Genomic DNA, 25357 nt, shown 5'->3' with positions numbered 1-25357 from the left:
TTCCTCTGAGGCTGACGCTATACCGGTTCGACTTGTGTCAAAAGCGCTTTACCTGAGCAGTGAAAGCATATGGCCCTGCTCAGGCGGAATGCGCCCTTTAGCGTATCGAAATAAACCTGCTGCACGGCTTTCGGCCCGCGGCTCTCGACGACGCTCAGGCCTCTCTCCAACATCGGGCAAAGCCCGACCATGCCGTGCCGAAACGCTGCTCTTTTGGCACGCTTGCGGACGCGGTCGGCACTCGGTCGATGTCATGGTGAAGGTCCCGGCTTTTTCCGTGCCGGCATCTCCTTGGCGGCCGTGCGCTTTGTAACAGCAACATTGCTTGAAACAGCGTTCGCTTCGCCGGTGATGACGCCCTCGCGCTTCTTCACCGCGCGATAGTAGCTCCACCACAGATGTGCGGCGGCGCCACGCAGGGGGCGCCAGGGTTCGGCGAGCGGCGCCATCTGCTTTTCCGTCGGTCGTGCCTGAAGGCCAAGCCCGACCTTGATGCCTTCCTGCACAGCGAGATCGCCGGCGGGCCAGGCATCGCCATGGCCGAGGCAGAACAACAGATAGACGTCGGCGGTCCATGGTCCGATGCCGGGCAGTGAGATCAGCGTGTGATGCGCGGCGTCAGCATCTTCTTCCGCGAGCACGTCGAGGTTCAGCCGCTCGGCGATGATCTCGCGTGCGAGATGTTTCAGCGTCTTGATCTTGGCGGCGGACAGGCCGAGCCGTCCCAGGCGGTCGGTGCGGGCGCGGCGCACCGCCTCGTGATCGAACGGATCGAAGGCGGCGGACAGCCGTCCCCAGATCGCCGCCGCGCTCGCGGTCGAAAGCTGCTGTCCGCAGACGATATGGGCAAGCCCCGCAAAGCCCGGCTCACGCCGCCGCAACGCCGGCATGCCCGCGATATCAAGCACGGGCTTGAGCCGCGGATCGCGCTTGACCAGCGTGTGGACAGCTTCTTCGAGATCGGACTGGGTTTCGAGGTGGATCGTCATTGCTGCTCTATTTGTCGTGCGGGCTTGACCCGCGCATCCATCTCCTATCGTAACAGAAGATGGCCGGGGCGAACTTGGCCATGACGAGATCTTTGCATATGGCGCCACCCGTTTTCCGATTTGCCCCCAGCCCGAATGGCCACTTGCATCTCGGCCACGCTTACTCCGCGCTGCTGAACCTCGACCGCGCGCGTGAGAGCGGCGGGCGGCTGTTGCTGCGGATCGAGGACATCGACGCGACGCGCTGCCGGCCGGAATACGAGACCGCGATCTACCAGGACCTCGCCTGGCTGGGGATCGTCTGGGAGACGCCGGTGCGCCGGCAGTCGGAGCATCTCGCCGACTATCGTGCCGCGCTGGAACAGCTCTCGGCGCTCGGTCTCGTCTATCCCGCTTTTGAAAGCCGCGCAGAAATCGCAAAGCTCGTCGCTGCGCGCGAGGCGGATGGGCCGTGGCCGCGCGATCCCGACGGTGCGCCGCTTTATCCTGGCGACGCGAAGTCACTTCCCGCGGGCGAACGGTCGCGCCTGATCGATTCAGGCGCGCCTTACGCGCTGCGCCTCGACATGGCGGCGGCCTGCCGGCGGCTCTCCGGCCTGACCTGGAACGAGTTGGGCGAGGGCCCCGAGGGCGAGCGCGGCACGGTCGCCGCGCGGCCTGAGGCCTGGGGGGACGTCGTCCTGGCCCGCAAGGAGACCCCGACCAGCTACCATCTGTCCGTGGTGGTCGACGACGCGCTGCAGGGCGTGAGCGAAATCGTGCGCGGCCAGGACTTGTTTCACGCCACCTCGGTCCATCGCCTGCTTCAGGCTTTGCTCGGGCTGCCCGAACCCGCCTATCGCCATCACCCCCTGATTCGCGATGCGGAGGGGCGGAAGCTGTCGAAATCAGATCGCTCGACCGGCCTGCGAGAGTTGCGCGCGGCTGGTTCCTCGCCCGCCGGTATCCGCCTGTTCGTGGGATTAGGCTAAGTTTCTCTGGGGGTTAGCCAAACGCCGCCGTGACTCCGGGGGTTCCGCCGTGCCATGCTCGCCGGCGAACCCGGGGCTCGAAGAGGATACTTCGAAGGGGATTTATGGCGGCGAAAACGCGCGCGGCGCGCACCACGCGAAAGTCCAGGCAACCGCCTCGGAAGCGGTCCGGGACGGCCGGGAGGTTGCGTAAGCGCGGCACCAAGCCCGTCACGCCGGACGTAATCCAGGCGGCACTTGCGGCCTTTGCCCACGAGGTTCGCACGCCCTTGACCGGCATTCTCGCGATCAGCGACCTGCTTTCGACCTCTGATCTCGGCGAGCGCGAGCGGCGCTGGGCCGATACCATCAAAGCCGGTGCCGAGCATCTGGCGAACCTTGCCACGCTGTTCGTCGATGCCGCCAAGACCGGCAAGGGTCCGGGCGGCAGCACCCTGCGGCAGGATCTGTTCGATCTGCGGGCGCTTGCCCGCAGCACGGGCGATTCGCTTGCCGGCCGCGCCGCCGCCAAGGGTCTCCAGGCCGAGGTCGAGATCTCCGACAAGCTGCCCGGACTCGTGGTCGGCGATCCCGTTCGCCTTCGCGCCGCGCTCGAGAACCTGATCGACAATGCCGTCAAATTCACCGATCAGGGCGGTGTGGCGATCTCGGCCGCGCCCTGGCGTCCGGCCAAAGGCAAAGCAGGCGGCAAGGCCAATAAGACCACGCGCAAGGTTGGCGTTGCCTTTGCTGTGTCCGACAGCGGCATCGGCCTGACCATGGCCGAGATCAAGCGGCTGTTCCGTCCGTTCACGCAGGCCAATGTCACCATCGCCTCGCGCTTCGGCGGCGCCGGGCTCGGCCTGTCCTCGGTGAAGCAACTGGCGCACGCGATGGGCGGCGACATCACGGTCGCGCCGCGGCGTGGTGGCGGCGCCACCTTCACCCTGACCGTCACGCTCGATGCGGCGGGGCCGGCGAAGGCACGCAGGGCTGAAGGCGATGAAGCCGATGCGCTGGCGGCGCTGCGCGTGCTCAGCGTCGAGGACAATCCCTTCGGCCGTGTCGTGCTCAATACGATCCTGACCGAGCTTGGTCATCATGCCGAGTTCATCGGACGCGGCGAGGATGCGGTGACCCGCCTCGCGCAAGGTGGTTTCGATGCGGTGCTGATGGATATGGTCTTGCCGGGCATCGACGGCGTCGAGGCCATCAAGCGGATCCGCACGATGCAGGCGCCGCTGGCTCAGATCCCGATTATCGGCGTGTCCGGCCGAGGCGAGGACGAGGCAGCCTCGCGCGAGGCCGGCGCCGATGCCTTCCTGGTCAAGCCTGTGTCCCCGCGGGCTTTAGCGACTGCGCTGCTTGAAGCGAGACGCCGTGAGGAAGCCGCGATTTGATGATCGCGGCATTGAGCTCGCCGCCGAAGACGAAGATCGCGGCGATGAAATACAGAAACACCAGTGCGATGATCACGGAAGCGAGCCCCGCATACATCGTCACGTAATTGTTGGCGAAGCGCGCCAGATATTGTCCGAACACGATGCCAGAGATCAGCGAGGCTCCCATCGTGAAGACGATGCCGGGCAGGATCTGGAAGAAGCCGCGCCGTCCCGCCGGCAGCCAGGCATGCAGAATGAACAGCGCCACCACCAGCGCACCGATGGTGATGCCGTAGCGTATCCAGGTGAGGATGCTCTCGTTGGAGTCGACGAACAGCGGAATGTGGCGCCGCGCCGCCTCGATGAGGAGCGGGCCGAGCACGATCAGAAACGCCATGGCGAGCGCGGTGAAGGCTGCGACCAGCGTGTAGCCGATCGATTCCAGCCGCAGCCAGTACCAGCGCCGCATCTCCACCACTGCATAGGCGCGGTTCAGCGCCACTCTGAGCGCCTCGACGCCGTTCGAGGCGAAATAGACCGACAGCACCGCGCCGATCGTCAGCACGCCCGTGCGGGTGGTGGTCAGCACGTCGTGGATCTCGCCGGACAGCGAGTCCGCCACTTGCTTCGGCCAAACCTGCAGCATGAGTCCCGCCGCCTGGTCGGCAAGCTCCTTGGAGCCGAAGAAGCCAGCCAGCGACGTCAGCACGATCAGGAATGGGAACAGTGCCATCAGCGTCGACAGCGCGATATGGCTCGCGATCGCCCAGCCGTCGTCGGCCAGGAACGTGTAGAAGGCGTCTTCCACGATGACGTAGATGGTGCGGATTGCCTTCACAACCTGCTCCGCAATTCTCCCGCTCCCCGCGGGTGGGGAGAGGCGAACACGCCCGGCGATGCGCGCAAATCGGAAATCATCCGGCCAGCTTCTGACATTATTCGCCTAAAAGCCAGATTGGGAACGCCATGGCGGAGCGACGCACACGGTGTTATCACCCTCAAATGGCATCTCTCCTGAGTACTTTCATCCTGCCGATCGCCGTGGCCGCCGTGGCGGTGGTGCTGCTGCTCGGTCTCGTCAACATGATGCGTGGCGGTTCGCCCAACACCTCGCAGAAATTGATGCGCCTGCGCGTGCTGCTTCAGTTCATCGCGATCGTCATTGCCATGGTCGCTGTCTGGGCGATGGGGCATTAACATGGTCGTGCTCAACCGCATCTATACGAAGACCGGTGACGACGGCACGACAGCGCTCGGAACCGGCGAGCGCCGTCCGAAATATGATCTGCGCATTACGGCTTACGGCACGGTCGACGAGACCAATGCCGCGATCGGTGTGGTGCGGCTTCACACCAGGGATGCGCCGGAGCTCGATGCGATGCTCGGCCGCATCCAGAACGATCTGTTCGATCTCGGCGCTGATCTCGCGGTGCCCGAGCGCGAGGGCCAAGGAACTAAAAGAGCAGAGCGGCTGCGGGTGGTCGCGAGCCAGGTCGAACGGCTCGAGCACGATATCGACGCGCTGAACGACAAGCTCGCGCCGCTCACCTCATTCGTGCTCCCGGGTGGCACGCCGGCCGCCGCCTACCTCCATGTCGCTCGCACGATTTGCCGCAGGGCGGAACGGGTGATGGTGGAACTGGCAGCCCAGCCCGGTGAGCTGGTCGGCCCGGCTGGCATCCAGTATATGAATCGCCTGTCGGACTTCCTGTTCGTGGCCAGCCGCGCAACCAACCACAATGGCGCCGGCGACGTGCTCTGGGTTCCGGGCCAGAACCGCTGACCCATTGAGATCAGCATTTCTAAGGTCTAAAATTAGGCCCCTTCGCGCGTTGACCGGGCCGGATCAGGCCTTTAGGTTCCGCGCCAGTTGAATAGCCCCCCTCCCAAATTGAGTGAAAGAGGATCGATGAAGGTCTTAGTGCCGGTAAAGCGGGTGGTCGATTACAACGTCAAGGTCCGCGTCAAGGGCGATGGATCGGGCGTTGAACTCGCCAACGTCAAGATGTCGATGAACCCCTTCGACGAAATCGCTGTCGAGGAAGCGCTGCGCCTGAAGGAAGCCGGCAAGGCGACCGAGGTCGTGGTGGTCTCGATTGGACCTGCGCAGGCGTCGGAGACGATCCGTACCGGTCTCGCCATGGGCGCGGATCGCGGCATCCTGGTGAAGGCCGAGGGCAACGTCGAGCCGCTCGCTGTCGCCAAGATCCTGAAGAAGGTTGCTGAAGAAGAGCAGCCCGGCCTGATCATCCTCGGCAAGCAGGCGATCGACGACGACAGCAATCAGACCGGCCAGATGCTGGCCGCGCTGCTCGGCTGGTCGCAGGCGACCTTCGCCTCGAAGCTCGAGGTCGAAGGCTCCGACTTCAAGGTGACCCGCGAAGTCGACGGCGGCCTGCAGACGGTCAAGCTCAAGGGACCGGCGATCGTCACCACCGATCTTCGTCTCAATGAGCCGCGCTATGCCTCGTTGCCGAATATCATGAAGGCCAAGAAGAAGCCGATCGCGGACAAGACGGTTGCCGATTACGGCATCGACCTCACTGCGCGCCTCGAAGTTCTGAAGACGACTGAGCCCGCAGGCCGCAAGGCCGGCGTCAAGGTGAAGGACGTCGCCGAGCTGGTGTCGAAGCTCAAGAACGAAGCCGGGGTGCTCTGATGACCACGTTGCTGATTGCTGAACACGAACACGAAGTCCTCAAGGACTCCACCAACAAGGCCCTGACCGCGGCGTCCCAGCTCGGTGGCGAAGTCCTTGTGCTGGTCGCTGGTGGCGGGCAGGGCACCAAGGCCGCGGCCGAGGCGGCCTCGAAGCTTGCCGGTGTCGCCAAGGTGCTGGTCGCCGAAGGCGAGGCCTACGCGCATGATCTCGCCGAGCCGCTGGCCGCGCTGATCGTCTCGCTGGCGCCCTCCTATGATGCGATCGTCGCGCCCGCCACCTCGCGCTTCAAGAACGTGATGCCGCGCGTCGCCGCACTGCTCGACGTCATGCAGGTCTCGGAGATCATCAAGGTCGTCGCCCCCGACACGTATGAGCGTCCGATCTATGCCGGCAACGCCATCCAGACGGTGAAGTCGAAGGACGCCAAGAAGGTCATCACGGTCCGCACCTCGACCTTCCAGGCGGCAGCCGCCGGTGGCAGCGCGCCGGTCGAGAGCGTCGCTGCGGCGGCCGATCCCGGCCTGTCGTCCTTTGTCGGTGAGGAGGTCGCCAAGAGCGATCGTCCCGAGCTGACCTCGGCCAAGATCATCGTCTCCGGTGGCCGCGCCATGCAGAGCCGCGAGAACTTCGCCAAGTACATCGAGCCGCTGGCCGACAAGCTCGGCGCCGGCGTCGGTGCCTCGCGCGCGGCTGTCGACGCCGGCTATGCGCCGAACGACTGGCAAGTCGGCCAGACCGGCAAGGTCGTGGCCCCCGAGCTCTATGTCGCTGTGGGCATTTCTGGCGCGATCCAGCATCTGGCCGGCATGAAGGACTCCAAGGTCATCGTCGCGATCAACAAGGACGAGGACGCGCCGATCTTCCAGGTCGCCGATTACGGACTGGTCGCCGATCTCTACCAGGCGGTTCCGGAGCTGACGGCCGAACTCGGCAAGCTCGGCAAGTAAAACGCGCTAAAAACACCGGCCGGAGGTATAAACTCCGGCCGGTGTTGCATTTCCGAGGCGTTTTCTTTGGCGTGGGGCACGCCTTCGAAGCGATCCAATCTAGGTTTCGAGCCAAGGTTCTGATTAAATCGGTCCTCCCGGCTCAGGGGATAGGCAGGGCGCGATATGCGCGCCGTTCCGGTGGATGACATTATGGCGGCAGTAATCAAGAAGGTCGGCGTGATCGGCGCGGGTCAGATGGGCAATGGCATCGCGCATGTCGCAGCCCTGGCCGGCTTCGACGTGGTGCTCAACGACATCTCGGCCGACCGCCTCAAGTCAGGCATGGCGACCATCAACGGCAATCTGGCGCGCCAGGTCTCCAAGAAGGGCGTGACTGAGGAGGACAAGGCCAAGGCGGTCGGGCGGATCAAGCTCGCCGAGAAGCTCGACGACCTCGCCGATTGCGATCTCGTGATCGAGACCGCGGTCGAGAAGGAAGAGGTCAAGCGCAAGATCTTCCACGATCTCTGTGCAATCTTGAAGCCCGAGGCGATCGTCGCCTCCGACACGTCCTCGATCTCGATCACACGGCTCGCTGCTGCCACCGACCGGCCCGAGCGCTTCATCGGCATTCACTTCATGAATCCGGTGCCGCTGATGGAGCTGGTGGAGCTGATCCGTGGCATCGCGACCGACGATTCGACCTTCGAGGCATCCAAGGAATTCGTCTCAAAGCTGGGCAAGCAGGTCGCTGTCTCCGAGGATTTCCCGGCCTTCATCGTCAACCGCATCCTGCTGCCGATGATCAACGAGGCGATCTACACGCTGTATGAAGGCGTCGGCAACGTCGAGGCGATCGACGCGGCAATGAAGCTCGGTGCCCACCATCCGATGGGCCCGTTGGAGCTCGCCGATTTCATCGGCCTCGATACCTGCCTGTCGATCATGCAGGTGCTGCACGAGGGGCTGGCCGACTCCAAGTACCGGCCGTGCCCGCTGCTGGTGAAATACGTCGAGGCCGGTTGGCTCGGCCGCAAGACCCAGCGCGGCTTCTACGACTACCGCGGCGCCAAGCCGGTTCCGACGCGATAAGGCACCTCGGCCGGGCGTCCACTCTGTGACAATTCATGCCCCATTAACCGATCCCGCCTAGGGTGCCGCCGGTAAGAGGGTTTGCGTAATGGACACGATGGCGATGGTCAGCACCATGCTGGCCTCTCAGCAAGGCGCGCTGCAGTCGAATATCTCGGCGACGCTGATGAAGCAGAATGCGGATGCGGAGAAATCCGCCGTTTTGACGCTGATGGGCGCCGGTCAGCCCTCGCTCGCCAATGTGGGCGCCGGTGTCGGCGGCAACCTCAACATCACCGCCTGAAACTCTAAAACGAAGCGGCAGCCGGGCCCAACGCGGCCCGCAGCAGCTTGAGCGCGTCGTCGCTCGCCCATTCCGCCGGCCCCGCGATCGTCGCGATCTCGCAGCCCTGCGGGTCGACCAGTACCGAGGTCGGCATGCCCAGCGCCCGGCCTATCGACTTAAGATCTTGAAAAACTTTGGCTTTCTGGTCCGTGAAATAGCCGAGCCTGGTCAGATTGGCGTCCTTCAGGAAGGTCTTGGGCTTCTCGGGGTCGCGGGTGTCGATGTTGATCGCCACCACTTCGAAATTCGGGCCTGACAGCTTGGTCTGGAGCTGATCCAGCGCCGGCATCTCTTTTCGGCAGGGCACGCACCAGGTGGCCCAGAGGTTTACCAGCAGGGTCTTGCCGCGGAAATCCGACAGTTTCTTCGGCTTGCCGTCAGCGTCCTCAAAAGCCAGGTCTGGCAGCTTCAGGGGCTTGCTCGCCATGGTCAGGGCCGCCACCTCGCCATGGGCCAATGGGGCGATCTTTTGCGCGGTTGCGACCGCCGCGCGGCAGACCGGATCGCCTGATAGGGGCCGACCCAGGCCTAGCCCGTACAGCGCGGCGAAGCCGGCCAGCCCGCCAACCACCACAGTGGCGATGACGATGGGGATCCGGCGCGTGGCGGAGGGCTTTGGGTCGAGCATATCGTTTGTCATCCGGTCGCAGATATGGCTATCAGGGGCCTCTTAATACGGCTGGCCTCCGCCAGCAAACATGCGGCAAAGCAAGGCGTGAGCAGGGGATCATGAGCAACAAGATGTGGGGCGGCCGGTTCTCGGAACGTCCCGATGAGATCATGGAAGAGATCAACGTCTCCATCGACGTCGATCGTCACCTCTTTGCCCAGGACATCGCCGCGTCCAAGGCCCACGCCGCGATGCTTGCCGCGAACGGCATCATCACAGCCTCTGATGCGAAAAATATCGGCAAGGGTCTAGACACGATTTTGTCAGAGATCGGCAAGGGCGGCTTCGAATTCAAGCGCGCGCTCGAGGACATTCACATGAATGTCGAGAGCCGCCTGTCGGAGCTGATCGGCCCCGCCGCCGGCCGCCTGCACACCGCGCGCTCGCGCAACGACCAGGTCGCAACCGATTTTCGTCTCTATGTCCGCGACATCGTCGACGAGACCGATGCCGCGCTCGCCGCGTTCCAGCAGGCGCTGGTGGAACGCGCGTTGGAGCATGCCGGCACCGTGATGCCCGGCTTCACGCATCTGCAGACCGCGCAGCCCGTCACGTTCGGCCATCACCTGCTCGCCTATGTCGAGATGGCCGCGCGCGATCGCGGCCGTTTTCAGGATGCGCGCAAGCGGCTCAATGAATCGCCGCTGGGTGCGGCCGCGCTCGCCGGTACCTCGTTCCCGATCGACCGTCACGCCACCGCAAAGGCGCTGGCCTTCGATCGTCCGATGGCGAACTCGCTCGACGCGGTCTCCGACCGCGACTTCGTGCTGGAGACCTTGTCGGCGGCATCGATCTGCGCCGTGCACATGTCGCGCTTTGCCGAGGAGATCGTGATCTGGACCTCGCCGCTGGTCGGAATGATCCGCCTCAGCGACAAGTTCACCACGGGCTCCTCGATCATGCCGCAGAAGCGCAATCCGGATGCGGCCGAACTCGTGCGCGCCAAGACCGGTCGCGTCATCGGCGCGCTCAATGGTCTCCTGATCGTCATGAAGGGCCTGCCGCTCGCCTATCAGAAGGACATGCAGGAGGACAAGCAGGGCGCGATGGAGGGCTTTGCCGCGCTGTCGCTGGCCGTTCGCGCCATGACCGGCATGGTTCGCGACCTCGTGCCGGACCAAGCCAAGATGAAGGCCGCTGCGGGTGAGGGCTATGCCACCGCCACCGACCTCGCCGACTGGCTGGTGCGCACGCTGAAGATGCCATTCCGCGAAGCCCATCATGTCACCGGCCGCATCGTCGCCAAGGCCGCCGAGGGGGGCGTGGCGCTGCATGAGCTGCCGCTCAAGGAGATGCAGGCGATCGAGCCCAAGATCACCAGGGACGTGCTCGGCGTGCTCTCTGTCGAATCGTCGGTGAAGAGCCGCACCAGCTTCGGCGGCACCGCGCCGAAGAACGTGGCGTCGCAGGCCAAGGCCTGGGCGAAGCGGCTGGAAAAAGAGCGAAAATTGGGCTGAAGGCAAAATTTCGCTTATGTTTCATGGTCATCCGGCTCTCGCCAGAGCGCGCCAATCTCTGTATGGTGCCGCCCGCGTAGTGGGGATTTCGTCGTGACGTCAAAGTTTCGCCCGGCCGGGTCGGGGTGGGCCATCATTGTCCTGAGCGTGAGTGCGCTTGCGCTCGCCGGCTGTGGCCGCAAGGGCCCGTTGGATCTGCCGCCGACCGCCTCCAACGCGTCCACGGCCAACATCGCCGCGCCTGGTGACACCGAGACCGAAGCCCAGAAAACGCCGAGCGTGTTCAATCCGACCTACGGCGCGGACGCCGCGCCGGCGGCGACCAAGGGCAAGAAAAGACCGTTTATCCTCGACCCGCTCCTGGACGAACCTCCCGGCAAAAAATGAGCCGGATTAGCTGAGCCAACGCCATGAACCATTTCGACTATCGCAACGGCGTGCTGCACGCCGAGGCGGTGAACCTGTCCGAGCTGGCCGCAACGGTCGGCACGCCGTTCTATTGCTATTCGACTGCCACGCTCGAGCGGCACTACCGCGTCTTCGCCGATGCCTTTGCCGGCGAGAAGGTGCTGGTCTGCTACGCCATGAAGGCGAACTCCAATCAATCGGTGCTGCGCACGCTCGCAAAGCTCGGCGCCGGCGCTGACGTGGTCTCGGGCGGTGAATTGAAGCGCGCGCTCGCGGCCGGCATTCCCGCCAGCAAGATCGTGTTCTCAGGTGTCGGCAAGACCGAGACCGAGCTGCGCGCGGCCCTTGCCGCCGACATCCTCTGCCTCAACGTCGAATCCGAGCCCGAGCTCGAACTGCTCTCGCGACTTGCGACCGAGACCGGCAAGACCGCGCGCATCTCCATCCGCGTCAATCCTGATGTCGATGCCGGCACGCATGCCAAGATTTCGACCGGCAAGTCCGAGAACAAGTTCGGTATCCCGATCGTGCATGCACGCGAGGTCTATGCCCGCGCCGCGAAGCTGCCGGGCATCACGGTCACGGGTACCGACGTGCACATCGGCAGCCAGATTACCGATCTCTCCAAGATGGAGATTGCGTTCCGCATCCTTTCCGAATTCGTGCAGACGCTGCGCAGCGACGGCCACAACATCAGCCACGTCGATTTCGGCGGCGGTCTCGGCATCCCCTATTACATGGACCGCGAGGCGCCGCCGGCGCCGGATGCTTATGCCGCGATGGTCAAGCGCGTCAGCCACAATCTCGGCTGCACGCTGATGTTCGAGCCGGGCCGCATGATCGTCGGCAATGCCGGCATCCTGGTCGCCAAGGTCATTTACGTGAAGCACGGCGACGGCAAGAACTTCGTCATCATCGACGCCGCCATGAACGATCTCATCCGCCCGACGCTGTATGAGGCGCATCACGACATCGTGCCGGTGACAGAGCCGGCCAAGGGCGCGGCGACCATCTCGGCCGACGTCGTCGGCCCGGTCTGCGAGACCGGCGACTATCTCGCGCTCGATCGCACGCTGCCGACGCCGAAGCCCGGCGATCTCATCGCCATCATGACCGCAGGCGCCTATGGCGCCGTGCAGGCAGGCACCTACAACACGCGGCCCTTGGTGCCGGAGGTGCTGGTGAAGGGCGATCAATACGCGGTGGTGCGCCCGCGCATCGAAGTCGAGCAGCTCATCGCGATGGATACGCCGGCGCCCTGGCTGTGACTGGTCCGGGCGCTATTTCCCCGCCAACCCGCCGGTCTTCCCGCCGACCACCACGCCGGCCTTCTTCTCGATAGGCTTGATCGCCGCGGTGAAATCGGACTCGGCGCCTTCCGCGCTGATCACCGTTTCCCACAGTCGTCCGACGGCATCTGCAACCTCCATCGACAGGCCGAGCTGCTTCATCTCCTCCAGCGCCAGCCGCACGTCTTTCACCATCAATCCGGTGGCGAAGCCGAAGTCGAAGGTGCGCGGCAGCACCGAGCGCGGAAACTTGTCGCGGCTCGCAGTGTTCATGCCCGAGCCCGAATTGATGACGTCGATCATCACGGCGGGATCGAGCCCGGCCTTCACCCCCATCACCACCGCTTCCGAGGTCGCCACGATCGCCGTGGCCGAGAGGAAGTTGTTGGCGAGCTTCATCGTCTGCGCCGCGCCCGGCTTCTCGCCGATGAAGAACACCTTCCCGATCACGTCGAGCGCCGGCTTGAGCAGATCGAACTCCGGCTTTGGTCCTGACACCATCACCGCCAGCGTGCCCTTCTCGGCGCCGCCGACGCCGCCCGAGACGGGGCAGTCGATCTGCACGATGTTGCGCTTGGCCAGCAGGCCGTGAATTTTCGAAGCCATCGTCGATCCGACGGTCGAAAGATCGATGAAGCGCTTGGCGCGGCTGCCCTCGATCACGCCGTTCGCTCCTGTGGCAACGTCGAGCGACGCTTGCAGCGACGGTAGGCTCGCCATCACGGTCTCGACCTTGTCGGCAACGTCTTTCGGCGACGTTGCCGCCGTCGCGCCACGCGCGACAAGCTTGTCGACGACCTCTCTGCGGGTGTCGAACACGACGAGCTTGTGACCGGCCTCGACCAGCCGCCGCGCCATCGGGAAACCCATGTTTCCGAGGCCGATGAATCCGATGTCCATGGTGATTCCTTGTCTTGGTTATTCGTTGTTTGTCGAAGGCCGCGCAACACACTCGATGTCGTCCCGGCCTAGCGCGCAATTGCACGCGGGGGGGCGGGACCCGTAACCCCAGGGAGGAGTCGTTGTGTGAAGGCGGTCACTCCGAGTCCCCGTAACCACATCTCCCTGTGGTTATGGGTCCCGGATCGGCGCTACGCTACGCATCGCTTGTCCGGGACGACGGTGAGAGTGATGCGTCCCCTCACGCCCTCCCATCGATCTCCGCGAACACCTCGCGCGCGATGCGGAAGCTGTCGACTGCGGCCGGCATGCCGCCATAGATCGCGACCTGCATCAGGATCTCGCGGATTTCGTCGCGGGAGACGCCGTTGGTGAGCGCACCCTTCAAATGCGCGCGGAATTCGTGCTGGCGGTTGAGGATTGCGATCATCGCGATGTTGAGCATGCTGCGGGTCTTGCGCGGCAGCTCTTCGCGGCCCCACACCGTGCCCCAGCAATATTCGTTGAGCATCTCCTGGAACGGACGGTTGAAATCGTCGACGTTCTTCAGCGCGTTGTTGACATAGGTCTCGCCCAGCACCGCTTTGCGGACTTCCAGGCCCTTGTCGTGCATCTTCTTGTCCATGGCATTTCCTCTATTTCGCTCGGATGGCGGCGCGGAAACTAAGGGGTTGCGGCGGCCCAGTCACGTCCTCGTGTTATGCGGGAAAAGGGGTGTCTCCCGTACAGGAACGGATGCCTCAGTGCTGCCGTTGTGGTAAGTTTCAGTCGACCGGGCAACCTGGAGAGTTGATTGAACGGCGTCACCCCCGACCCGTCAGACCCGATCCGCGATGGCGATGCTCTGTCGCGGTTGAAGCTGGCGCAGGCCCTCGAGCGGTCCACGTATGCCATCGCCTGGGAGCGTGCCTGGCCGGGCTTGGCTCGTTTCCTCACGGTTATCGGCCTGTTTCTGGTTGTGTCCTGGGCTGGCCTCTGGCTGGCGTTGCCCTCGGTCGGACGCGCCATTGGTCTCGTCATTTTCGCGGGCCTCGCCGCGATCGCCCTGTTCCCGCTGGTTCGCTTTCGCTGGCCAAGCCGCGAAGAGGCGCTCGCGCGGCTCGATCGCGGTTCGGGCATTCGCCACCGTCCCGCCACGACGCTCACGGATACGCTGACCTCGCAGGATCCGGTCGCGCAGGCGCTCTGGCAGGCGCAGCGCGAGCGCACGCTGGCCTCGCTCAAACGCATCCGCGCCGGTTTGCCGCACCCGCGCCTCGCCATCCATGACCCCTGGGCCCTGCGTGCACTGGTCATGGTGATGCTGGTCGCCACCTTCTTTGCCGCAGGCGATGAGCGCGCGTTCAGGTTGGGCGCGGCCTTCGACTGGAACGGCGTGCTTGCGCCGACCAATGTCCGCGTCGATGCCTGGGTCACGCCGCCGCTCTACACCGGCAAGCCGCCGGTGATCCTGTCGGCTGCCAACAAGGAGGCCGCGGCGCTTCCGGCCTCCGGTCCGCTTGCCGTTCCCGCGGGTTCGACCCTGATTGTGCGGTCTTCCGGCGGTAGCCTGGATGTCGTCGTTTCCGGTGGTCTCAAGGAGACCGAGCCTGCCGAAGCCGCACCCAAGGGCACCAACGAAAAGCATTTCACCATCACCGGCGATGGCACCGCTCACGTCCGCGCGCCCTCGGGCCAGCCGCAATGGGCCTTTGCGGCGACGGCAGACCATCCGCCGACAATCGCGCTCGCCAAGGATCCGGAGCGCCAGGCGCGCGGCGCGCTCCAGCTCGTCTACAAGATCGAGGATGATTACGGCGTCACCGGCGCCGAGGCACTGGTCGCTCCGCGCACCGCCGATGCCGGCAAGGACGGTGACGGCAAGACTGATAGCAAGGCCGCTGCGCGGCCGCTGTTCCAGCCGCCGCAATTCCCGCTGGTGCTGCCGAATGCGCGCACTCGCAACGGCGTCGGCCAGACGGTGAAGGATCTCAGCGACAATCCTTATGCCGGCGCCGATGTCACGTTGACGCTGACCGCCAAGGACGAGGCCGGCAACGAGGCTCGAAGCGAGCCTTTCAACATGCGCCTGCCCGAGCGGCTGTTCACCAAGCCGCTCGCACGCGCCCTGATCGAGCAGCGCCGCATCTTGGCACTCGATGCCAACAGGAATTCCGACGTCTACACCGCGCTCGACGCGCTGATGATCGCGCCCGAACTGTTCACGCAGGAGACGGGGCAATATCTCGGCCTCTACAGCGTCACGCGCCAGCTCGAGGCGGCGCGCACCGACGATGCGCTGCGCGAGGTCGTGGCGAGCCTGTGGGCGCTGGCGGTGACGATCGAGGACGGCAACATCTCCGACGTCGAGAAGGCGTTGCGTGCCGCGCAGGATGCGCTGAAGCAGGCGCTGGAGCGCGGTGCCAGCGACGAGGAGATCAAGAAGCTCACGCAGGATCTGCGGGCAGCGCTGGACAATTTCATGCGTCAGCTCGCCGAGCAGTTCCGCAACAACAAGGACGCGCAGAATCTCGCGCGTCCGCTTGATCCGAACACGAAAATCCTGCGCCAGCAGGACCTCCAGAACATGATCGACCGCATGGAGCGCCTGTCGCGCTCCGGCGACAAGGATGCGGCCAAGCAGTTGCTCGATCAGCTCCAGCAGATGCTTGAGGGCCTCCAGATGGCGCAGCCGGGACAATCCGGCGAGAGCGACATGGAGCAGGCGCTCAACGAGCTCGGCGACATGATCCGCAAGCAGCAGCAATTGCGCGACAAGACCTACAAGCAGGGCCAGGACTCCCGGCGTGACCGCATGCGCGGCAAGCAGCAGCCCGGCGACCAGTCGATGTCGGATCTGCAGCAGGACCAGCAGGCATTGCGCGATCGCCTGAAGAAGCTCCAGGACGAGATGGCCAAGCGCGGTCTCTCGCAAAAGGGTCAGAAGGGCCAACAGGGACAGAAGGGCGATCAGGGCCAGCCCGGCCAGGATGGCGATCAGGACGCCGACCAGGGTGATGACGAGGGCGGGCTCGATTCCGCCGACAGCGCCATGGGCGATGCGGGATCGAAGCTCGGCGACGGCAATGCCGACGGTGCGGTGGATTCCCAAGGCAAGGCGCTCGATGCCATGCGCAAGGGTGCGCAGAAGATGGCCGAGGGAATGCAGCAGGGCGATGGCGACGGCCAGGGCGATGGTCCCGGCAATCGCGCCGGTCGTCAGCAGAGCGGCGGCAACCAGACCGACCCGCTCGGACGTCCGCTGCACGGCCGCGAATTCGGCGATGATTATACGGTCAAGATTCCCGGCGAGATCGACGTCCAGCGCGTCCGCCGCATCCTGGAAGAACTCCGCCGCCGCCTCGGCGACCCCTCGCGTCCGCAGATCGAGCTCGACTATATCGAGCGGCTGCTGAAGGATTTTTGAGAGCTACGACCTCGCCACATCCTCCGTCATTGCGAGCGTAGCGAAGCAATCCAGAGTCTTTCCACGGAATGATTCTGGATTGCTTCGTCGCAAGTGCTCCTCGCTATGACGGCGTGAAATCTCCGCTACCCCTTCTTCGCTGCAAGCGCATCGGCCACCGCCGTACGGATGTCCGCCACCGAAAACGGCTTGGTCACGACGTCATGCACCAGCGCATTGAGGTTCGAGGCGCGCTCGCGCTGGTCGGCAAAGCCCGTCATCAGCAAGATGGTCAGTTGCGGAAAGTCGCGCGCGGCGGAGAGCGCGAGCGCGATGCCGTCCATGACAGGCATCTGGATATCGGTGAGCAGGAGATCGAACGCGCCGTCCTCCCGGGTCAGGATCTCCAGCGCCTCGGCGCCATCCTGTGCCGTGACGGTCTCGTGGCCGTCCATGGCGATGGCGCGCGCCACCAGCTGGCGCATCGAATCCTCGTCATCGGCGATCAATATTTTTGGCAAGGGACAACCTCCCCGTGCGAACTCAACCAAGCGGATTACACGCTGCCGCCGGCAATGTCGCGCCGGTTGAAGAAGCGAACGTCGATATTGCGGCCTTCCGGGGGCGGCGAGGCCAGGCGCGAGCGGAAGAAGGCGCGCTCGCCGGGTTGCAGCACGGTCTGCTCCAGAACCGAATTCCAGGCGTAGATCTCGGCGCCTTGCGCATCGCGCACGGCAAAGCGCAGGCGCGGAATGTCCAAGGGCTTCTTGCTTTGGCCGACGATTACACCCTCGATCACCAGCACCTGCTTACCGTCCACGGTCTCCGTCGAGAGCTTCACGTCCTTGAAGGCGAGCCCGCGAAGGTTCACTTCCAGCCCGACCATTTTGTAGAAGGCCGCGGTCTGCGGCAGCAGGCGCACCATGTCGCCGCGCCAGAGCACCAGCGCCAGCACCAGCGCGCCCATGGCGGCGCAGGCGATCGGCAGGCCGTAATAGGATCTGCGTGGAGCGACGGCAGGCTTCGGCCGGCTCACCTTGGCGCCACGACGGCTGAACAGCCCGCGGAACCAGGATTGGTGCTGGACGCCGACGACTTCCTCTTCCGCGGCACGCGCAGCCGCCGACCACTCGTCCTCGGGCTCAGCGGCGTCTTCGGTCGGCCAGTCACTCGCAATCGAGGGGCTCTCGACCACCGGCGTTCCGGCGGCAGCGTCATCCTTGGCGTAGGTGTTCCACTGCTCGGCAAGGTCGGACTGGTCGTCGGCCTGGCTGGCCGCGGCCATGGCCGGCACAACCGCCTCCTCGACGGCATCCTCGGGATGCGCCATCCAGGTTTCCTTGCAGCGGGAGCAGCGGACCGTGCGCCCATTGGCCCCAAGGCTCGCAAGCTTGATGGCGTAGGATGTCGTACAATGGGGGCAGACGATATGCATAGACGGCCTCGACGATGACCTTGCCGCGGGGAACCTGACGCCAGGGTTCTCCGAGAAGGGACTTTCTAAGGATGCTGCCGAGGATGCTACAGGGCGACCGTTAACGAACCGGAAACCATAACGGTCGCACAACCCCTTGATCGCATGCGGCGAAGCTTGGCCGCCCTGCGGCCTACGTCCCCTCTCGAACGGAGCTGAGCTTGGTTCGGTTCGAAAATGTCGGATTGCGTTACGGCCTGGGGCCGGAGATTCTGCGCGACCTCAGTTTCCAGATCCCGGCGCATTCCTTCCAGTTCCTCACCGGCCCGTCCGGGGCCGGCAAGACGTCGCTGCTGCGCCTGTTGTTTCTGTCGCACCGGCCGACGCGCGGCCTCGTCAACCTGTTCGGCCACGACATCTCCCAGCTCGGCAAGGACGAGATCGCCGATTTGCGCAAGCGCATCGGCATTGTGCTCCAGGATTTCCGTCTCCTCGACCACATGACCACCTATGAAAACGTGGCGCTGCCGTTCCGTGTCATGGGCCGCAGCGAGTCCAGTTATCGCAAGGAGGTCATCGACCTCCTGCGCTGGGTCGGCCTCGGCGACCGCATGGATGCGCTGCCGCCGATCCTGTCCGGTGGCGAGAAGCAGCGCGCGGCGATCGCGCGTGCGGTGATCTCGCGGCCGCAACTCCTGCTCGCGGATGAGCCGACCGGCAGCGTCGATCCGACGCTCGGACGGCGCTTGCTGCGGCTCTTCATCGAGCTCAACAAGTCAGGCACCGCCGTCATCATCGCCACCCACGATATCGCCCTGATGGACCAATACGAAGCGCGCCGCTTCGTGCTGCATCAGGGACGGCTGCACGTCTATGAGTAGGACCGACGAGCGCGGCGTTTTGGTCGACCTCGGGCAGGAGCGTCCGCCGCTGCCGGCCAGGGCGCGCAACCTGTCGCCGATCGTGCCGCGCGCCTCGATCCACGGTCGCGCGCTGCTCGCCGTCGTCGCCATCATGACCTTCCTGGCCTCGATGACGACGGGCACAGTGCTGCTGGTGAGCGCTTCGGCTGCGGAGTGGCAATCCGATGTCGCGAGCGAGATCACCATCCAGGTTCGTCCACAATCCGGGCGCGACATCGAGCGCGACACCTCTGCCGTCACCGACGCGATCCGCGCGCAGGCCGGCATCGTCGAGGTCAAGCCGTTCACCAAGGAGGAGAGCGGCAAGCTGCTCGAGCCCTGGCTCGGGACCGGGCTGTCGATGGACGATCTGCCGGTGCCGCGCATGATCATTGCGCGTGTGCAGCCGGGGACGGTGCTCGATCTCGGCGCGCTGCGTACGCGCGTGACGCAAGCGGCGCCAAGCGCCAGCGTCGACGATCACCGCGCCTGGATCGAACGGATGCGCTCGATGACGAACGCCACCTTCTTCGCCGGCATCGGCATCCTCGCGCTCGTCATCGTCGCGACCATCATCTCGGTCTCGTTCGCAACCCGCGGTGCAATGGCGGCGAACCGCCCGATCGTCGAGGTTCTGCATTTCGTCGGCGCCGGCGACCGCTATATCGCCAATCACTTCCTGCGACACTTCCTCAGGCTCGGCCTCGAAGGCGGCGTCATCGGCGGCGGCGTCGCCATGCTGCTGTTCGGCTTCTCCGAGTCGATCGCCGGCTGGTTCTCCGGCACGCCGGTCGGGGACCAGTTCGCGGCCCTGCTCGGCACGTTCTCGCTGCGGCCATCAGGCTATGTCGTGCTCGCGGTGCAGGCGGTCCTGATCGGCGCAATCACCGCGGTCGCCTCGCGCCAGACGCTGTTCGCGACATTGAATGACGTGGATTGAGTCCGATAAACCGGACTCCACTTCGCCTCAAAACGTCTTAAAATCATCCGGGGAAGGGATCATCGACATCAAATGACCTCGCCGACCGACGATCGATCGCCGAAACTGCCGCGCGGCTGGCTGCGCGCGACCGTCGTGTCGACGGTTGCGTTTGTCTTTGTCGGCGCGGCGGCGGGCTTCGTCGCGTTCCTGTCGCAATTGCGCGGCGCCGAGATCGCGCCGGACCGCAAGGCTGATGGCATCGTGGTCCTGACCGGTGGCTCCTCGCGGGTCTCCGATGCGATGGAACTGCTGGCGGCCGGCTACGGCAGGCGGCTGCTGATCTCGGGCGTGCACCCGACCTCGACGGCGAGCGAGATATCGAGGACACTGCCGGAGAACCGCGGCTTCATGAGTTGCTGCGTCGATCTCGACCGCACCGCGCTCACGACCCGCGGCAACGCGGCGGAGGCGCGGCGCTGGGCCGATGGGCGCGGTTTCAAATCGCTGATCGTCGTCACCTCGAACTATCACATGCCGCGCGCGCTGGTCGAGTTCTCGCACGCGATGCCGGAGACCGCTCTGATCCCGTTCGCGGTGGTCGGCGACAAATGGCGCGAGGAGCCGTGGTGGACCTCGGCCTCGACGTTGCGGCTGCTCCTGTCCGAATATGTCAAGTACATCGCTGCCGAGCTCAGGGTGCGGCTGGAGGATTTCGGGATTGACCTTTCCCCCGAGATGTCGGAGCAGCCTGCGGGCCTGCAATCCAAGCGGCCTGCCACGGCGCAGGCCAATTGATCGGATTTTCGATGTTCCTGATTTTCCTGCGCTCGCTGCTGTTCAACGTGCTGTTCTACACCGTGCTGGTGTGCCTCGCGATCGTGGCGCTGCCGACCTTCGCGTTGCCGCCGCGCGCCATGCTGACGGTGGCCGAATGGTGGGCGAAGGCGACGATTTTCCTGATGCGCGCGGTCTGCAACATCAAGGTCGAATTCCGCGGGACCGAGAAAATCCCGCAGGGACCGCTGGTCATCGTTGCGAAGCACCAGTCGTTCTGGGAGACGTTTGTGCTGCCGGGCTTCTTCAACCGCCCGATCTTCATCCTCAAGCGTCAGCTGATGCAGATCCCGGTGTTCGGCCAGTTCCTGGTCAAGACCGGGATGATCGCGATCGACCGCAATGCCGGCGTGAAGGCGCTGCTCGACATGACGCGTCGCGCGCGCGAGGCGGTGCGCGGCGGCGGCCAGCTCGTGATCTTTCCGGAAGGCACGCGCCGCGCGCCGGGCGCACCGGCGGATTACAAGACCGGCTTTGCGCAGATCTATTCATCCTGCGGCGTGCCATGCCTGCCGATCGCGCTCAATTCCGGCCTGTTCTGGCCGCGCCGCACCTTCATGCGCTATCCCGGCACGCTGGTGGTTGAGTTTCTCGATCCGCTGCCGCCGGGCCTGCCCAAGGATCAATTTCTCTCCCGTGTGGAAACCGCGATCGAGGATGCAACCGGTCGGCTCGTCGAGGCGAGCCGGAAGGAGCAGGAGCGGCTCATCGGTTCAGCGCCGGGCTACGCGCCGTCAGAGAATTAGCGGCTGTCTCTGTTGTCATCGGGAGCCGAGGCGTGCAGCGAATGCACGTCGCCATGCAGCATCATCGCGAGCTGATGCAGTTGTGCGTCGCGAAAACCTTCCGCCTCGATCGCCTTCACAGTCGCGGTGACGTAGTCGCGGTTTGCGCCGGACTGGCCGTGACCTTGCAGCACATGGCGGTGCTGGTCGGCGAGCGAAAGCCGGCCGGCATATTGCACATGCCCGCGGTCGACGACATAAGCGAGTGCGGAGACTCGCTCACGCGCTTCGTTCTCCAGCCATACCGAGCGCATCACCTCGCGATAGACCGACGTGACCTGCTCGCGCTCGCGCAGATATCCGACAACATCGGCGCGGTTCCTTTCGGCGACGCGGAAGGCAATGCCCCGGCAGGCGCCGCCGCGATCGAGCCCGAGCACCAGACCCGGTTGCTCCGGGGTGCCGCGATGCACGAAGGAATAGACGCAGAGCGCGCGGTGCTCGCCGACCAGCCGCGCCGGAACGCGCTCCTCGAATTCGAAGCCCGGCCGCCACATCAGCGAGCCATAGCCGAACACCCAGAGGTCGCCCTTGGCTGCGGTGACGGAGGGGAGGGTGATTTCGGACATTTCGGGCACGGCTATCAGAACCGTGCCCCCAAGCGAAGCAAATTCTCCGCCTTTCGTCGCAGGCCCGCCCCGCTTACATTTGACAAAATCTGGGACCAAAGGGTCGCCGCATGTCCGATACGATCATTGCCACAGGCCGGCGCTCCCGTTGGGGGCTCTTCATTCCTTCCATCCTCCTCCTGATCCTTGCGGCCGCCTGGAGCGGTTTCTGGTTCTATGCGGCGTCGCAGGCTGAGGTCGCGGCCGACGCCTGGCGCGCGCAGGAGGCCAAGGCCGGCCGCATTTATGACTGCGCCAAGCGCTCGATCGCGGGCTTCCCGTTCCGTTTCGAGGTCCAGTGCTCCGGCGCCAGCGTCGCTCTGGTCTCGCAGAACGCGAGCAAGACGCCGTTCACGGCCAAGCTCGACAACATTCTGGTCCTGGCCCAGGTCTATGACCCCAAGCACGTTATCGCCGAGTTTTCCGCACCGGCGACGCTGGTCGACGGGGTCACGCAAAACACCTTCGTAGTGAACTGGAGCAAAGGCCGCAGCAGCGTGGTTGGCCTGCCCGCGGTGCCGGAGCGCGCTTCCATCGTGTTCGACGATCCCAGCATCAACAGGATGGACGGCAGCGTACAGGTGCCGCTCGCACGCGCCAAGCAGGTCGAACTGCATGGGCGCATCGCCGATGGATCGCCGGCCGATCATCCCGTGATCGAGACCGTACTCCAGGTCTCGCAAGGCAGCATCCAGGGCGTACATCCCTTGCTCGCCGAGCCGTTCGAGGCGGACACGCGTGCGAAGATCACGGGCCTTTCCGACTTCACGCCAAAACCCTGGCCGCAGCGCTTTCGCGAGATCCAGGCCGCCGGCGGCCATATCGAGATCGTGCAGTCGCGCATCCAGCAGGGCGAGATGATCGCGGTCGCGGCCGGCACGCTGGGCCTCTCGGCCAACGGCCGGCTGGACGGCGAATTGCAGATGACCGTGACCGGCCTCGAGCGCGTCATCCCGGCGCTCGGCATCGAGAAGATGCTGGAGGAGGGCGTGCCGCAGGCCACGCTCGATCGCGTCGCGCCCGGCGTGAAATCGCAGGACCTCAACAATCTCTTCGGCGCACTCGACCGTGCCGTTCCCGGCCTCGGCAAGGTTATCAAGCAGAACGCCAATGCCGGCGTTGCCGCCGGCATCAACTCGATCGGGACCGAGAGCACGCTCGAGGGCAAGAAAGCCCGCACCTTCCCGCTGAAATTCGCCGACGGTGCCGTGCTGCTCGGCCCGTTCAAGGTCGGCCAGATTCCGCCGCTGTATTGATCCACGCTCACGGCGCCTTCGCGCCAATGTGATGACGCGGCGGCCTCGCATCGGGAATGCGGAGCTCCAACGTCCGATCTCTCTCCATGCCGCCCGCACGATGCAGGGGCTCCTCAGGCAGGAGAGACATTCTTGACCAGATCCAAGCCGTTTGTTGCCGCCATTGCCGTCACGGCCGTGGTCGCGACGCCTGCGTTCGCGCAGTGGCAGTCGCAGGGGCCCGGGGCCCTTGATCGCAATCATCCCAGCACGGCGAAGCGCGATTCCATCGCCAATACGCCTTCTGCGAAATCACCGCGCCCCACGGTGATCCGCGCGACCAAGGGCCCATAGCCGCCATCCCCCTTGGGATGTTGCGCGTCGCGGAGTTGGGCCCGGCCATGTCCCGGTCGGGCCCAATCCGCGTTGCATCGGGCGCACGGCAGTCGCGCGCGTGCGGATCAGGGAAGCCACGACAATATTCCAAACAGGATCGTCAGGAAAACGTGATGCAGAAGATGCAACTCGCTGAGAATAACCGCGGCCGCATTCAAATCACTCCACACCAGGGAAGCATGCACGCGCCGGGGGCGCAAACATCAGAACCTGCTTCCCCAGTGGAGGGAGGCTTACGTGCGGATCATCACTCGCGGACTCATGCTGGGACTACTCGCTGCCTGTTCGGGACAGGTGCGTGCCGACGACAATGTCACGTCAGAAATCCAGGCGCTGAAGGCCAAGCTGAAGGAGCTCCAGCAGAAGGTGGATTCGGAGGCGCGTAAGACGCGCCAGGTCGAGGCGGCGCAGTCGCGCGCCCTGCCGATGCCAGCCGCCTATAAGGCGCTGCCCGTCGATGCGTGCGCGTCAGCGTCGGGCAAGATCTGCTACAAGGGCATCACCCTGACATTCGGCGGCTGGGTCGATCTCACCGGCATCTACCGCTCGCGCAACATCGCCTCCGACACCGGCTCGGTCTACAATTTCATTCCCTATCCGCAGAGCCACAATTTCTATTTCCCGGAGACGCGGTTCTCCGCGCGCCAGAGCCGGTTCTCGGTGCTTGCCGAAGGCGACGCTGATCCCGATACGCATCTCGCCGGCTACGGCGAAATCGACTTCGAGGGTGCGGCGCAGACGGCAAGCTCCGTTGCCACCAACTCGTTCAACCCGCGGATGCGGCAGCTCAGCCTCGAAGTTTATCGTCGCGATCTTGGCTTTCACGTCCTCGCCGGTCAATCATGGTCCTTGAACTCGCCGAGCAAGGCGGGCATCGATCCGCGCGGTGTCGATGCGCCCGGCGTGATCGACTTCGAATCCGTTCCTGGATTCATCTCTGCGCGCCAACCCGGCCTGCGCGTCTGGCAGGACATCGGGCCGGAGTTCAAGCTGGCTGCCTCCGTCGAGAATGCGCAGACGTCGTTCTTCGGCGGCAACACCCCGACGGTCGGTACACCCGCGGTGGGTCCGCAAGGCGTGCTGAATCCGAACCTCCAGGTCAATCTGACCGGCCCCGGCGGCAGCTTCTTCAACAACCTCAACAATGTCAGCCTGAATCAGGTGCCTGACGTCACCGTCAAGGCGGCGTGGGATCCGAGGCTCGGGCCCTACAAACTGCATGTCGAAGCCTGGGCTCTCTATCGCCAGCTGTTCGATCGCTTCAACGGTGTCAACCACACCTACGACACCGGGAGCTTCGGTGGTCACATCTTTGCCGAGCTGATTCCGAAAACACTCGACCTCCAGCTTTACGGCTCGCATGGTGTGCTCGGCCGCTTCACGCAGACGCCGTTCCCGGACGCGGCGCTGGCGCAGGACGGCACGGTCCTGCCGCTGACGATCACGGCGGCCACGGTCGGCCTGGTCTGGCATGCGATGCCGACCCTCGATGTCTACTCCTATGCCGGCCTGGAAAAGGCAAAGGCGAATTTCGCAAATGTCGGCACGGTGCCGTTCGGGTACGGCAATCCGCTCTACAACAACACCGGCTGCTTTACCGAGAACACGCCGGCCGCGACCTGTAACGGCAATACGAAGGAAGTCCGGCAGATCACCGCCGGCATCTACGACACCATCTACCAGGGCAATTACGGCACGCTCAAAGCCGGCGTGCAGTATTCCCACACGCAACGATTCGCCTTCGCCGGTGTTGGCGGGGCGCCCAAGACCGACGACAACATCGTCATGACGCAGGTCCGGTACTACCCGTTCTAATCTGCAGA

27 protein-coding genes are annotated in these 25357 nt (G+C 64.7%); 19 read left to right on the top strand and 8 right to left on the bottom strand.

The genetic code is table 11. From position 1 onward, the window contains the following. Positions 1 to 251: 251 nt before the first annotated feature. On the bottom strand, positions 252 to 989 hold the full coding sequence (locus tag JQ631_RS15795; protein ID WP_212327468.1) for a DNA-3-methyladenine glycosylase family protein: 738 nt from the start codon (positions 987 to 989) through the stop codon (positions 252 to 254). 98 nt (positions 990 to 1087) lie between these two features. Here JQ631_RS15795 and gluQRS point away from each other — a divergent pair, with 98 nt between their 5' ends. Together gluQRS and JQ631_RS15785 are read left to right on the top strand one after the other, a co-directional pair. Further along, positions 1088 to 1960: a tRNA glutamyl-Q(34) synthetase GluQRS gene (gene gluQRS, locus JQ631_RS15790; RefSeq protein WP_212328615.1), complete on the top strand. Its 873-nt coding sequence runs from the start codon at positions 1088 to 1090 to the stop codon at positions 1958 to 1960. 104 nt (positions 1961 to 2064) lie between these two features. After that, the gene (locus tag JQ631_RS15785; protein WP_212327467.1) at positions 2065 to 3339 is read left to right on the top strand and encodes an ATP-binding protein; all 1275 of its coding nucleotides are present in this window, start codon (positions 2065 to 2067) and stop codon (positions 3337 to 3339) included. On the opposite strand, the gene JQ631_RS15780 is transcribed toward JQ631_RS15785, so the two are convergent. Continuing rightward, positions 3266 to 4159: a YihY/virulence factor BrkB family protein gene (locus JQ631_RS15780; RefSeq protein ID WP_212327466.1), complete on the bottom strand. Its 894-nt coding sequence runs from the start codon at positions 4157 to 4159 to the stop codon at positions 3266 to 3268. The genes JQ631_RS15785 and JQ631_RS15780 overlap by 74 nt on opposite strands. 164 nt (positions 4160 to 4323) lie before the next feature. Between JQ631_RS15780 and JQ631_RS15775 the strand changes: the two genes are divergently transcribed. From JQ631_RS15775 to JQ631_RS15750, 6 genes are all read left to right on the top strand, one after another. Further along, the gene (locus JQ631_RS15775; protein WP_212327465.1) at positions 4324 to 4518 is read left to right on the top strand and encodes a twin transmembrane helix small protein; all 195 of its coding nucleotides are present in this window, start codon (positions 4324 to 4326) and stop codon (positions 4516 to 4518) included. Between the two features lies 1 nt (position 4519). Next, on the top strand, positions 4520 to 5104 hold the full coding sequence (locus JQ631_RS15770) for a cob(I)yrinic acid a,c-diamide adenosyltransferase (protein WP_212327463.1): 585 nt from the start codon (positions 4520 to 4522) through the stop codon (positions 5102 to 5104). 126 nt (positions 5105 to 5230) lie between these two features. Beyond that, a complete protein-coding gene (locus tag JQ631_RS15765) occupies positions 5231 to 5980 on the top strand; it encodes an electron transfer flavoprotein subunit beta/FixA family protein (RefSeq protein WP_212327461.1) in 750 nt (249 codons plus the stop codon). Further along, positions 5980 to 6930 (top strand): electron transfer flavoprotein subunit alpha/FixB family protein, encoded by a 951-nt coding sequence (locus JQ631_RS15760; protein ID WP_212327459.1) that lies wholly within the window; start codon positions 5980 to 5982, stop codon positions 6928 to 6930. Before JQ631_RS15765 ends, JQ631_RS15760 begins: the two co-directional genes overlap by 1 nt. A gap of 192 nt (positions 6931 to 7122) precedes the next feature. Beyond that, positions 7123 to 8004: a 3-hydroxybutyryl-CoA dehydrogenase gene (locus JQ631_RS15755; RefSeq protein WP_212327457.1), complete on the top strand. Its 882-nt coding sequence runs from the start codon at positions 7123 to 7125 to the stop codon at positions 8002 to 8004. An 88-nt stretch (positions 8005 to 8092) separates the two neighbouring features. Continuing rightward, positions 8093 to 8287: a hypothetical protein gene (locus JQ631_RS15750; protein ID WP_212327455.1), complete on the top strand. Its 195-nt coding sequence runs from the start codon at positions 8093 to 8095 to the stop codon at positions 8285 to 8287. A 4-nt stretch (positions 8288 to 8291) separates the two neighbouring features. Here JQ631_RS15750 and tlpA read toward each other — a convergent pair whose 3' ends face one another. Continuing rightward, positions 8292 to 8957: a thiol:disulfide interchange protein TlpA gene (gene tlpA / locus JQ631_RS15745; RefSeq protein WP_212327453.1), complete on the bottom strand. Its 666-nt coding sequence runs from the start codon at positions 8955 to 8957 to the stop codon at positions 8292 to 8294. Positions 8958 to 9058: 101 nt separating this feature from the next. On the opposite strand from tlpA, the gene argH reads away from it, so the two are divergent. The 3 genes from argH (at position 9059) to lysA (ending at position 12132) form a co-directional block, all read left to right on the top strand. Next, positions 9059 to 10456, top strand: a complete 1398-nt coding sequence (gene argH / locus JQ631_RS15740; RefSeq protein WP_212327451.1) for an argininosuccinate lyase — start codon at positions 9059 to 9061, stop codon at positions 10454 to 10456. A 93-nt stretch (positions 10457 to 10549) separates the two neighbouring features. After that, positions 10550 to 10843, top strand: coding sequence for an LPS translocon maturation chaperone LptM (gene lptM / locus JQ631_RS15735; RefSeq protein ID WP_212327450.1), 294 nt, complete (start codon positions 10550 to 10552; stop codon positions 10841 to 10843). 23 nt (positions 10844 to 10866) lie between these two features. Next, entirely contained in the window at positions 10867 to 12132 is a 1266-nt protein-coding gene (gene lysA, locus JQ631_RS15730) for a diaminopimelate decarboxylase (RefSeq protein WP_212327449.1), read from the top strand. 12 nt (positions 12133 to 12144) lie between these two features. Here the strand turns inward: lysA and JQ631_RS15725 are convergent, their stop codons facing one another. Further along, positions 12145 to 13053: an NAD(P)-dependent oxidoreductase gene (locus tag JQ631_RS15725; RefSeq protein ID WP_212327448.1), complete on the bottom strand. Its 909-nt coding sequence runs from the start codon at positions 13051 to 13053 to the stop codon at positions 12145 to 12147. A 241-nt stretch (positions 13054 to 13294) separates the two neighbouring features. Further along, a complete protein-coding gene (locus JQ631_RS15720) occupies positions 13295 to 13678 on the bottom strand; it encodes a carboxymuconolactone decarboxylase family protein (protein ID WP_212327447.1) in 384 nt (127 codons plus the stop codon). 168 nt (positions 13679 to 13846) lie between these two features. Here JQ631_RS15720 and JQ631_RS15715 point away from each other — a divergent pair, with 168 nt between their 5' ends. Then, positions 13847 to 16459, top strand: coding sequence for a TIGR02302 family protein (locus JQ631_RS15715; protein ID WP_212327446.1), 2613 nt, complete (start codon positions 13847 to 13849; stop codon positions 16457 to 16459). A 125-nt stretch (positions 16460 to 16584) separates the two neighbouring features. On the opposite strand, the gene JQ631_RS15710 is transcribed toward JQ631_RS15715, so the two are convergent. Together JQ631_RS15710 and JQ631_RS15705 are read right to left on the bottom strand one after the other, a co-directional pair. Next, the gene (locus tag JQ631_RS15710) at positions 16585 to 16959 is read right to left on the bottom strand and encodes a response regulator (protein WP_212327445.1); all 375 of its coding nucleotides are present in this window, start codon (positions 16957 to 16959) and stop codon (positions 16585 to 16587) included. Positions 16960 to 16994: 35 nt separating this feature from the next. Beyond that, entirely contained in the window at positions 16995 to 17873 is an 879-nt protein-coding gene (locus JQ631_RS15705; RefSeq protein ID WP_212327443.1) for an MJ0042-type zinc finger domain-containing protein, read from the bottom strand. 200 nt (positions 17874 to 18073) lie between these two features. Between JQ631_RS15705 and ftsE the strand changes: the two genes are divergently transcribed. The 4 genes from ftsE to JQ631_RS15685 all read left to right on the top strand — a co-directional run bounded on the left by ftsE (position 18074) and on the right by JQ631_RS15685 (position 21256). Beyond that, positions 18074 to 18733, top strand: coding sequence for a cell division ATP-binding protein FtsE (gene ftsE / locus JQ631_RS15700; protein WP_128954174.1), 660 nt, complete (start codon positions 18074 to 18076; stop codon positions 18731 to 18733). Next, on the top strand, positions 18726 to 19694 hold the full coding sequence (locus tag JQ631_RS15695) for a cell division protein FtsX (protein ID WP_212327441.1): 969 nt from the start codon (positions 18726 to 18728) through the stop codon (positions 19692 to 19694). Before ftsE ends, JQ631_RS15695 begins: the two co-directional genes overlap by 8 nt. Before the next feature lie 72 nt (positions 19695 to 19766). Continuing rightward, positions 19767 to 20471, top strand: a complete 705-nt coding sequence (locus JQ631_RS15690) for a YdcF family protein (RefSeq protein ID WP_212327439.1) — start codon at positions 19767 to 19769, stop codon at positions 20469 to 20471. Between the two features lie 11 nt (positions 20472 to 20482). Continuing rightward, complete coding sequence (locus JQ631_RS15685; protein ID WP_212327437.1) at positions 20483 to 21256, top strand: lysophospholipid acyltransferase family protein; 774 nt, start codon at positions 20483 to 20485, stop codon at positions 21254 to 21256. Here the strand turns inward: JQ631_RS15685 and JQ631_RS15680 are convergent. Next, entirely contained in the window at positions 21253 to 21864 is a 612-nt protein-coding gene (locus tag JQ631_RS15680; protein WP_212327435.1) for a gamma-glutamylcyclotransferase, read from the bottom strand. The genes JQ631_RS15685 and JQ631_RS15680 overlap by 4 nt on opposite strands. A gap of 110 nt (positions 21865 to 21974) precedes the next feature. Here JQ631_RS15680 and JQ631_RS15675 point away from each other — a divergent pair, with 110 nt between their 5' ends. The 3 genes from JQ631_RS15675 (at position 21975) to JQ631_RS15665 (ending at position 25349) form a co-directional block, all read left to right on the top strand. Then, complete coding sequence (locus tag JQ631_RS15675; RefSeq protein WP_212327433.1) at positions 21975 to 23159, top strand: DUF2125 domain-containing protein; 1185 nt, start codon at positions 21975 to 21977, stop codon at positions 23157 to 23159. Between the two features lie 132 nt (positions 23160 to 23291). After that, positions 23292 to 23492, top strand: a complete 201-nt coding sequence (locus tag JQ631_RS15670) for a hypothetical protein (RefSeq protein WP_212327431.1) — start codon at positions 23292 to 23294, stop codon at positions 23490 to 23492. Positions 23493 to 23771: 279 nt separating this feature from the next. After that, positions 23772 to 25349 carry a hypothetical protein gene (locus JQ631_RS15665; protein ID WP_212327429.1) on the top strand — a complete coding sequence of 526 codons (1578 nt, stop codon included), beginning with the start codon at positions 23772 to 23774 and terminating at the stop codon, positions 25347 to 25349. The last annotated feature ends 8 nt before the right edge of the window (positions 25350 to 25357 follow it).

It is taken from the genome of Bradyrhizobium manausense, assembly GCF_018131105.1.
GTDB classification, from domain to species: Bacteria; Pseudomonadota; Alphaproteobacteria; order Rhizobiales; family Xanthobacteraceae; genus Bradyrhizobium; species Bradyrhizobium manausense_B.
The sequence above is the reverse complement of the archived record's forward strand: the minus strand, read 5'-3'. Positions and strand labels throughout refer to the sequence as shown.

Coding starts and splice junctions, on each gene's coding strand:
- JQ631_RS15795 (WP_212327468.1), bottom strand. CDS start 989: ATGACGATCCACCTCGAAACCCAGTCCGATCTCGAAGAAGCTGTCCAC.
- gluQRS (WP_212328615.1), top strand. CDS start 1,088: ATGGCGCCACCCGTTTTCCGATTTGCCCCCAGCCCGAATGGCCACTTG.
- JQ631_RS15785 (WP_212327467.1), top strand. CDS start 2,065: ATGGCGGCGAAAACGCGCGCGGCGCGCACCACGCGAAAGTCCAGGCAA.
- JQ631_RS15775 (WP_212327465.1), top strand. CDS start 4,324: ATGGCATCTCTCCTGAGTACTTTCATCCTGCCGATCGCCGTGGCCGCC.
- JQ631_RS15770 (WP_212327463.1), top strand. CDS start 4,520: ATGGTCGTGCTCAACCGCATCTATACGAAGACCGGTGACGACGGCACG.
- JQ631_RS15765 (WP_212327461.1), top strand. CDS start 5,231: ATGAAGGTCTTAGTGCCGGTAAAGCGGGTGGTCGATTACAACGTCAAG.
- JQ631_RS15760 (WP_212327459.1), top strand. CDS start 5,980: ATGACCACGTTGCTGATTGCTGAACACGAACACGAAGTCCTCAAGGAC.
- JQ631_RS15755 (WP_212327457.1), top strand. CDS start 7,123: ATGGCGGCAGTAATCAAGAAGGTCGGCGTGATCGGCGCGGGTCAGATG.
- JQ631_RS15750 (WP_212327455.1), top strand. CDS start 8,093: ATGGACACGATGGCGATGGTCAGCACCATGCTGGCCTCTCAGCAAGGC.
- tlpA (WP_212327453.1), bottom strand. CDS start 8,957: ATGCTCGACCCAAAGCCCTCCGCCACGCGCCGGATCCCCATCGTCATC.
- argH (WP_212327451.1), top strand. CDS start 9,059: ATGAGCAACAAGATGTGGGGCGGCCGGTTCTCGGAACGTCCCGATGAG.
- lysA (WP_212327449.1), top strand. CDS start 10,867: ATGAACCATTTCGACTATCGCAACGGCGTGCTGCACGCCGAGGCGGTG.
- JQ631_RS15725 (WP_212327448.1), bottom strand. CDS start 13,053: ATGGACATCGGATTCATCGGCCTCGGAAACATGGGTTTCCCGATGGCG.
- JQ631_RS15720 (WP_212327447.1), bottom strand. CDS start 13,678: ATGGACAAGAAGATGCACGACAAGGGCCTGGAAGTCCGCAAAGCGGTG.
- JQ631_RS15705 (WP_212327443.1), bottom strand. CDS start 17,873: ATGCATATCGTCTGCCCCCATTGTACGACATCCTACGCCATCAAGCTT.
- JQ631_RS15695 (WP_212327441.1), top strand. CDS start 18,726: ATGAGTAGGACCGACGAGCGCGGCGTTTTGGTCGACCTCGGGCAGGAG.
- JQ631_RS15690 (WP_212327439.1), top strand. CDS start 19,767: ATGACCTCGCCGACCGACGATCGATCGCCGAAACTGCCGCGCGGCTGG.
- JQ631_RS15685 (WP_212327437.1), top strand. CDS start 20,483: ATGTTCCTGATTTTCCTGCGCTCGCTGCTGTTCAACGTGCTGTTCTAC.
- JQ631_RS15680 (WP_212327435.1), bottom strand. CDS start 21,864: ATGTCCGAAATCACCCTCCCCTCCGTCACCGCAGCCAAGGGCGACCTC.
- JQ631_RS15675 (WP_212327433.1), top strand. CDS start 21,975: ATGTCCGATACGATCATTGCCACAGGCCGGCGCTCCCGTTGGGGGCTC.